At 60.6% G+C, this 7,779-nt stretch carries 8 protein-coding genes; 4 read left to right on the top strand and 4 right to left on the bottom strand.

Annotation, left to right across the window (positions count from 1 at the left end; genetic code table 11):
- Positions 1–34: 34 nt before the first annotated feature.
- From AC1D1X_RS10830 to AC1D1X_RS10845, 4 genes are all read left to right on the top strand, one after another.
- Positions 35–430, top strand: coding sequence for an RNA-binding protein (locus tag AC1D1X_RS10830; RefSeq protein WP_477646486.1), 396 nt, complete (start codon positions 35–37; stop codon positions 428–430).
- Between the two features lie 75 nt (positions 431–505).
- Complete coding sequence (locus AC1D1X_RS10835) at positions 506–1,039, top strand: cupin domain-containing protein (protein WP_477669113.1); 534 nt, start codon at positions 506–508, stop codon at positions 1,037–1,039.
- A gap of 34 nt (positions 1,040–1,073) precedes the next feature.
- Entirely contained in the window at positions 1,074–1,799 is a 726-nt protein-coding gene (locus AC1D1X_RS10840; RefSeq protein WP_477698265.1) for a glutathione binding-like protein, read from the top strand.
- A gap of 33 nt (positions 1,800–1,832) precedes the next feature.
- On the top strand, positions 1,833–2,453 hold the full coding sequence (locus tag AC1D1X_RS10845) for a DsbA family protein (protein WP_477669111.1): 621 nt from the start codon (positions 1,833–1,835) through the stop codon (positions 2,451–2,453).
- On the opposite strand, the gene AC1D1X_RS10850 is transcribed toward AC1D1X_RS10845, so the two are convergent.
- From AC1D1X_RS10850 to AC1D1X_RS10865, 4 genes are all read right to left on the bottom strand, one after another.
- Positions 2,450–4,150, bottom strand: a complete 1,701-nt coding sequence (locus tag AC1D1X_RS10850; protein ID WP_477669110.1) for a cation:proton antiporter domain-containing protein — start codon at positions 4,148–4,150, stop codon at positions 2,450–2,452. The genes AC1D1X_RS10845 and AC1D1X_RS10850 overlap by 4 nt on opposite strands.
- Before the next feature lie 247 nt (positions 4,151–4,397).
- Positions 4,398–5,135, bottom strand: a complete 738-nt coding sequence (gene phbB, locus AC1D1X_RS10855; RefSeq protein ID WP_457280389.1) for an acetoacetyl-CoA reductase — start codon at positions 5,133–5,135, stop codon at positions 4,398–4,400.
- Between the two features lie 139 nt (positions 5,136–5,274).
- The gene (locus tag AC1D1X_RS10860) at positions 5,275–6,453 is read right to left on the bottom strand and encodes an acetyl-CoA C-acetyltransferase (RefSeq protein WP_477698266.1); all 1,179 of its coding nucleotides are present in this window, start codon (positions 6,451–6,453) and stop codon (positions 5,275–5,277) included.
- Between the two features lie 81 nt (positions 6,454–6,534).
- On the bottom strand, positions 6,535–7,779 hold a 1,245-nt coding region (locus AC1D1X_RS10865; RefSeq protein ID WP_477698267.1), incomplete at its 5' end, for a PHA/PHB synthase family protein.

The raw sequence follows: 7,779 nt of genomic DNA on the forward strand, positions 1-7,779 counted from the left end.
CGTTGAACCAACGCAATGCATGAAAGGACTCGCCATGAAGAACTTCGAACTGACCAAAAAAATGCTCAGTATGGGTGGTGTGTTTTATCCCACCGGCTACGCGTTCATCATGTTCCCGAATCTTGAAGACGCCAGGCACGTGGCCCATGAACTGGAAATGGCCAGCAACGGCATCATGCTGCTGACACCGGAAGACATCCTCGAAGACATCGGCAAGGCGGATGGCCATTCGGACGTGAACCTGCCGCGTGTAGGCACCGAGGGCGCGACGGTCCACAAGTACGTGGACCTCGCGAGGGAAGGCCACCACGCGCTGATGATTCCGGTGCCGTCCAAGGACGCCACGGAGCGCATCATGGAAGTCGTGCGCACGGTGCCTTTTTCCTATGCACAGAAGTACCACAGCCTGGCGATCGAGGACCTGGAGTAACGCCTGTCCCGCAGGTGCCCAAGGACAATCGGGGCAGGTTGAAAGCCAGCCCGGGTTTAAGGCACACTGCGCCTCATGCCCCAGTCCAGTCACACTCCAGACCTGCCCACTACGACGCCCCGCGCCCGCCAGCTCATTGAACAGCTGCGGCTGCAGCCGCATCCGGAAGGCGGCTGGTACTGCGAAGTGTTTCGCTCCACACAACAAGTGGCGCCGCAAGACGGAAGACCGGCTCGCAATGCCCTGACCTCGATTTACTTTTTGCTTGACGCCACACAGCACTCACGCTGGCACTGCGTTCTTTCCGACGAGGTGTGGGTACATCTGGAGGGCGCACCGCTCGATCTCTGGACATGGAACGCGGCGGACAACCGCCTGCGCGGCACGGCACTGGGCCCCGTCAGCACGACAACCACCCCTCAACACATTGTGGCTGCCGGCCTGTGGCAGGCGGCCAGGCCGCGGGCGAATGCGGTAGCGGGCTACACCCTCGTGGCCTGCATGGTGGGTCCGGGCTTTGATTTTTCTGATTTCCGGATGATGGAGCCGGGCGGCAACGAAGCCCGGAAAATCGCCGCCGACCATCCACAGCTGGCGCCATTGATCTAGCGCTCAACAAGTTCAAGAACCTCGAGGATTTCCCATGATTGACCTGCACTACTGGCCCACACCCAACGGCTGGAAGATTTCCATCATGCTGGAAGAATGCGGCCTGCCTTACCAGCTGATCCCGGTGAACATCGGCAAGGGTGAGCAGTTCACGCCGGAATTTCTCGCGATCAGCCCCAACAACCGCATGCCGGCCATCGTTGATAACGCACCCGCCGGCGGCGGCACGCCTCTGGCGGTATTTGAAAGCGGCGCCATCCTCATGTACCTGGCCGAAAAGACTGGCCGCTTTCTGCCTGCCGCGACCGAACTTCGCGAGCGCTACCAGGCTATGCAGTGGCTGATGTGGCAGATGGGTGGGCTCGGTCCCATGGCGGGGCAAAACGGGCATTTTCTTTTGTATGCGCCGGACAAAATCCCCTATGCGATCGAGCGCTACAGCAAGGAAGTGGACCGCCTTTACGGCGTGCTCGATGCGCAACTGGCACGAACCGGTGCGCATGTGGCGGGTGCTGCTTACTCCATCGCCGACATGGCCATCTTTCCCTGGGTGCGTACACACAWGGCTCAGCAGGTTGACTTGCAAAAATTTCCCCATGTACAACGCTGGTACGACGCCCTGTTTGAAAGGCCTGCCGTCAAACGCGGGCTGAACCTGGGCAAGGAACTGCGCGCACCGGCGCTGACCGATGAGGCGCGCAAGGCCCTGTTTGGCCAGACAGCGCAAAGCGTACGGGACGGYGCGCACAAGGTTTCCTGACCCCCTTTTCCTTCCTCAAAAACCGGGATACCCATGATTGAATTCTTCTTCGACTGCTCCAGCCCCTGGACCTACATCGCTTTTCGCAACATCCAGCCGCTGGCAGCCGAGTTAGGGGAAGCCATTCGCTGGCGGCCGGTGCTGGTAGGAGGCATCTTCAACAGCGTCAACAAAGGCATTTATGCCGCGCGGGAAGACATGAATTCACCGAAGAACCGCTATACGCTCAAGGACGTGCAGGACAACGCACGCCAAGCGGGCCTGAAGATTGCATTTCCACCCAAGGTATTTCCGGTCAACAGTGTCAAGGCCATGCGCGGCTGCCTGTGGATTGCACAGGATGCCACGGCCGAGCCGCACTACCTTGAATTTATCGAAGCCACCTTCGCAGCCTATTTCACACGTGAAGAAGATATCTCGCAGGATGACGTGCTGGCCGCGATTTGCCGGCAAGTTGGCATTGATCCCGCAGCGTTTCTGGCTGGCATCGCAAGGCCCGACATCAAGGATCAACTCAAAAGCAACACCGACGAAGCGATCCGGCGCGGTGCGTTCGGTTCACCTACCTTCTTTGTGGGCGACGACATGTATTTCGGCAACGACAGGCTTGCGCTTGTGCGCTCCGCCGTGTTGCGGGCCAGAGCAGGCGCCTAATGCGCTGCGGTTGACGCGCCGGCGCGCTCCAGCACATGGCGCGCCATGGACTGTGCCAGCTCCTGCTCACCGAGGAAGACCTTGCCGGCCTTCTCGTTGTCGAGCAGGCGCGCCTCGGCCTCGTTGTGGGTGCGCACCACGGTTTCGATGGCTGGATTCAGTGAACGCGCAGTGGCGACCATACGCCTGACGTCCAGCGTGTCGGGTGTCGCAATCACGAGCATGCGCGCCTGCGCAATGTGGGCCTGAACCAGAACTTCCGCCTCCACCGCATCGCCAGACACGGCCGCAATACCCTGCTCCCGAAGCCGTTCCACTGCCTCGCGATTCTGCTCTGCCACCACAAACGGAATGTGATGGGCCTTCAGTGCATCGGCAATGCGCCGCCCTACCCGTCCGTAGCCCACCAGCACCACATGGTTCGACAAATACTTCTGGTCGGTCGTGGCCGGCAACTCGGCCGTCGGGTCATCGCGGGCCTCCAGCTTGCGCGCCAGAGGTGACTTTGCCAGGATCCATTGCTGCAAGGGTTCAACTGCCTTGAAGACCAACTGGTTTAGAGCAATCGAGATCAGCGCACCCGCCAGCACAAGGCTTTGCCCTTCAGGGGGCAGCAGGCCCAACGACGCACCCAGGCCCACCAGGATGAAAGAGAACTCCCCGATCTGCGCGAGACTGGCCGAGACGGTGAGCGCGGTGTTCAGCGGATAGCGAAATGCCATCACCAGCAAGCCGGCCGCCAATGTCTTGCCGACGATGATGATGCCCACCACGGCCAGCACCTGCAGTGGCCGCTCCAGCAATACCCAGGGGTCGAACAGCATGCCCACCGATACGAAAAACAGCACGGCGAAAGCGTCGCGCAAAGGCAGCGACTCTTCGGCCGCCCGGTGGCTGAACTCGGATTCGCGCATCACCATGCCGGCGAAGAAAGCACCCAGGGCGAAAGACACGCCGAACAGCGCCGTCGCGCCGAAAGCGATGCTCACTGCGGCGGCCACCACGCACAGCGTGAACAGCTCGCGCGAACCGGTGCGCTGCACCTGCCACAGCACCCAGGGAAAGAAGCGGCGCCCCACCACCAGCATCAGCGCCACAAAACCGCCCACTTGCAGCAGCGTAATGCCCAGTGTTTTCCACAGCGCATTGACATCGGCATCGACCTTGCCCGACAGCCAGCCGCCCAGCGGCGGAAGCAGCACGAGCACCAGCACCATGGCCAGGTCCTCCACGACCAGCCAACCCACGGCAATCCGCCCATTGACCGAGTCGAGGATGCCGCGGCTTTCAAGGGCCCGAAGCAGCACCACGGTACTGGCGACGGACAGCGACAGGCCGAACACCAGCGCTCCCCCGAGATTCCAGCCCCACCAGTGCGCGAGGCCCATGCCGAGCGCGGTGGCGACCGTCATCTGCACGATGGCGCCAGGCACCGCAATCTTGCGCACCGCCAGCAGGTCGTCCAGCGAGAAATGAAGCCCGACTCCGAACATCAGCAGCATCACCCCGATTTCAGCGAGCTGGCTCGCGATCTCCGCATCCGCTACAAAGCCGGGAGTGAACGGCCCGATGATCACACCCGCGAGCAGGTAGCCCACCAGCGCGGGCAAGCGCAGCCGCACGGCAAGAAAACCAAAAATCAGGGCCAGGCCCAGGCCGGCGGCAATCGTGCTGATCAATGAAACGCTATGGGGCATGCAGGAGGATTCCTTCTCGAAAGCGAAAAGCGGTTAAGAGTCGTTCGGACTCCAGGGAAGGCCTGCGACACAGCCCGGTGTGCGGGCTGTCCCGTCGAACGTGTCTGTTTAATTTACTACAGACGATTGAAGTGACCCATTGCGAAGTCCCCACGCGTTTGACGGCTTTGCAGGTTGTTTGCGACAAACAGCCGGGCACAAAAAAACCCGCCGTAGCGGGTTTTCAGCCACGGGCCGGTGAGGGCAATCAACCCATGTGCAGGCCGCCATTGAGCGAGAAGTCGGCGCCGGTCGCATAGCCGCCTTCATCGGACGCGATCCACGAAATGATGGAGGCGATCTCCTCGGGCTGGCCGAGCCGTTTGGCGGGCACGCCTGCGACGATTTTCTCCAGCACGTCAGGGCGTATGGCTTTGACCATGTCGGTGCCGATATAGCCGGGGCTTACCGTGTTGACCGTCACGCCCTTGGCCGCGACCTCTTGCGCCAGCGCCATCGTGAAGCCGTGCAGGCCGGCCTTGGCCGTGGAATAGTTCACCTGGCCGAACTGGCCCTTCTGGCCGTTGACCGACGAGATGTTGATGATGCGCCCRAAACCCGCTTCAATCATGCCCTCGATGACCTGTTTGGTCACATTGAACATGCTGTTGAGGTTGGTGGAGATCACGGCATCCCAATCGGCCTTGCTCATCTTGCGGAACTGGCCGTCGCGCGTGATGCCGGCGTTGTTGACCAGCACAGCCACGGGGCCATGCTCGGCCTTGACCTTGTCAAAGGCCGTGACGGTGGAATCCCAGTCGCCGACGTTGCCCACGGAAGCATAAAAAGTATGGCCCAGGGCTTTTTGCTCGTCGAGCCATTTGGTGAAGTCGCGCGTGGGGCCGCAACCGGCGATCACCGTGAACCCGTCCTTGTCCAGTCGTTGGCAGATGGCAGTTCCAATGCCGCCCATACCGCCCGTGACATACGCTACTTTCTTTGCCATTTCGCTCTCCTTGATTTTGTGAATTATCTGAAACCGTTACCTGGTGACTTCCCTGCCGAACGGCCCACCGTGATTCGCTATCGATTTAATAGCTGCTTGCGCACGGTGCAAGCCAGTCTCAGCCTCTTTTACCTTATATTCAGCGTTCCAGTGTGAGGGCAACCCCCATGCCGCCGCCGATGCAGAGGCTGGCAATGCCTTTTTTCGCATCGCGCCGCGCCATTTCGTGCAACAGCGTCACCAGGATGCGGCAGCCGGACGCGCCGATCGGGTGGCCGATCGCGATGGCGCCGCCGTTGACGTTGACCTTGCTAGTGTCCCAACCCATTTCCTTGTTGACCGCGCAGGCCTGGGCGGCAAAAGCTTCGTTGATTTCGAGCAGGTCGAGGTCCTGGGCCTTCCAGCCTGCGCGCTGCAGTGCCTTGGTCGATGCGGGGACCGGGCCCATGCCCATGTAGGCCGGGTCGAGGCCGGTGGTTGCGTAGCTGGCGATGCGCGCCAATGGCTTGAGACCCAGGGCGGCGGCCTTTTTGGCCGTCATGACCATCACCGCGGCAGCGCCGTCGTTCAGGCCCGAGGCATTGCCGGCCGTCACACCACCGGCCTTGTCAAACGCCGGGCGCAGGCCCGCCAGGCCTTCGGCGCTGGTTTTGCGGTTGATGAATTCGTCCGCGGCAAATATCACCGGATCACCTTTTTTCTGCGGAATGGTGATGGGGATGATTTCATCCTTGAACTTGCCGGCGTCCTGCGCGGCCGCAGCCTTGGTCTGGCTGCCCAGGGCCAAGGCGTCCTGCGCTTCCCGATTGATCTCGTATTTTTTTGCCACGTTCTCTGCGGTAATGCCCATGTGGTACTGGTTGTAGACATCCCACAGGCCGTCGACGATCATGGAGTCGATCATCTTCCAGTCGCCCATGCGCTGGCCGTCGCGCGAACCGTTGAGTACGTGCGGCGCGGCGCTCATGTTTTCCTGGCCGCCGGCAATGACGATTTCGYTGTCACCCGTGGCCACAGCCTGCGCCGCGAGCATGACGGCTTTGAGGCCGGAGCCGCAAACCGCATTGATGGTCAGGCCCGGAATGCCGTTGGGAAAGCCTGCCTTGATGACCGACTGGCGCGCCGGGTTCTGGCCGACGCCGGCCGTCAATACCTGACCCATGATGACCTCGCCGAGCTGGTCGGCATTGAGGCCGGAACGCTCCAGCACACCCTTGATGACGGCTGCGCCGAGTTCGGTTGCGGGTATTTTGGCGAGCGAGCCGCCGAATTTACCGACGCCGGTGCGGCCGGCAGCAACGATAACGATGTCTTCCATGATGTGTCCCTTTTGAAGTTTTAGGATGCGTTTATGAATGCGTTTTTATGAATGCGGTTTGGCGAGGCGCGGGTTGCTGTGTCAGGCTTTTGCCTTGACATAGCGGCCCGGCGCAGCCTCAATGACTTTGTACTTGCGGCTGCCATAGGTTTTCGGTGCAGCAATTTGCTTGCCAGCATGGCCCTGGAGCCATCCGGACCAGTCGGTCCACCAGCTGCCGGGGTGTTCTGTCGCGCCCTCGAGCCAGCCGGCTTGCGTCTCGGGAAATTTCCCCTGAGGCAGTTTGTCCCGGGTCCAGTAGCTTCGTTTTTTCTTGGCCGGTGGATTGATCACACCCGCAATATGGCCGGAAGCACCCATGACAAACCGCTTTTTTCCAGGCAAATGCTGTGTGGAGGCATAAGCGCCGCCAATCGGCACGATGTGGTCTTCACGCGAGCCGTAGATGTACACAGGAATGTCGACCTTGCGCAAGTCTACTTTCTGGCCGCACACCACGGTCTTGCCCGGCTTGATGAGATTGTTCTCGAAATAGGTATTGCGCAGGTACCAGGCGTAAAACGGGCCCGGCAGGTTGGTGGAGTCGCTGTTCCAGTACAGCAGGTCAAAAGGAGGCGGTGTTTCGCCCTTCAGGTAATTGCCGACCACGTAATTCCAGACCAGGTCATTCGGACGCAGGAAGCTGAAAGTGGAAGCCAGGTCCTGACCCTTGAGCAAGCCGCCCTCCCCCATCTCGGCCTCGCGGTACTTGACCGAGGTTTCGTCGATGAAGATATCAAGGATGCCGGTGTCGGTGAAATCAAGAAACGAGGTGAGTAGCGTTGCACTGGCCACCGGCTTTTTACCCTGTGCGGCCAGCACGGACAGCGCTGTTCCGAGGATGGTGCCGCCCACGCAAAAACCCAGTGCGTTCAGGGTCTTTGCGCCGGTGATCTCCTGCACCACGTCAATGGCCTTGATGGCGGCGTGCTCGATGTAGTCGTCCCACGTTTTTTTTGCCATCGACTCATCGGGGTTGCGCCAGCTCACCACAAAGGTGCGGTGCCCCTGGCTGACGGCATAGCGGATCAGCGAGTTTTCGGGTTGCAGGTCAAGGATGTAGAACTTGTTGATGCATGGCGGGATCAGCAGGAAAGGCTTTTCGTACACCTTTGCTGTCAGGGGCTTGTATTCCAGCAGTTGAAAGAATTCATTTTCAAACACCACCGCGCCTTCGGTGGTGGCGACGTTTTTACCGACCTCGAACACACGCTCGTCGGTCATGGACACGTGGCCCTGCTTCAGATCATGCAGCAGGTTGGTGAGACCCTGGGCGATGCTTTCGCC

Source organism: Polaromonas sp. P1_G4, assembly GCF_056405475.1.

What these genes read in the sequence shown, in the direction of transcription:
- AC1D1X_RS10850 (WP_477669110.1), bottom strand. Translation starts at nt 4,150, where the DNA reads ATGCCCCATAGCGTTTCATTGATCAGCACGATTGCCGCCGGCCTGGGC.
- AC1D1X_RS10830 (WP_477646486.1), top strand. Translation starts at nt 35, where the DNA reads ATGAAGAACTTCGAACTGACCAAAAAAATGCTCAGTATGGGTGGTGTG.
- AC1D1X_RS10845 (WP_477669111.1), top strand. Translation starts at nt 1,833, where the DNA reads ATGATTGAATTCTTCTTCGACTGCTCCAGCCCCTGGACCTACATCGCT.
- AC1D1X_RS10835 (WP_477669113.1), top strand. Translation starts at nt 506, where the DNA reads ATGCCCCAGTCCAGTCACACTCCAGACCTGCCCACTACGACGCCCCGC.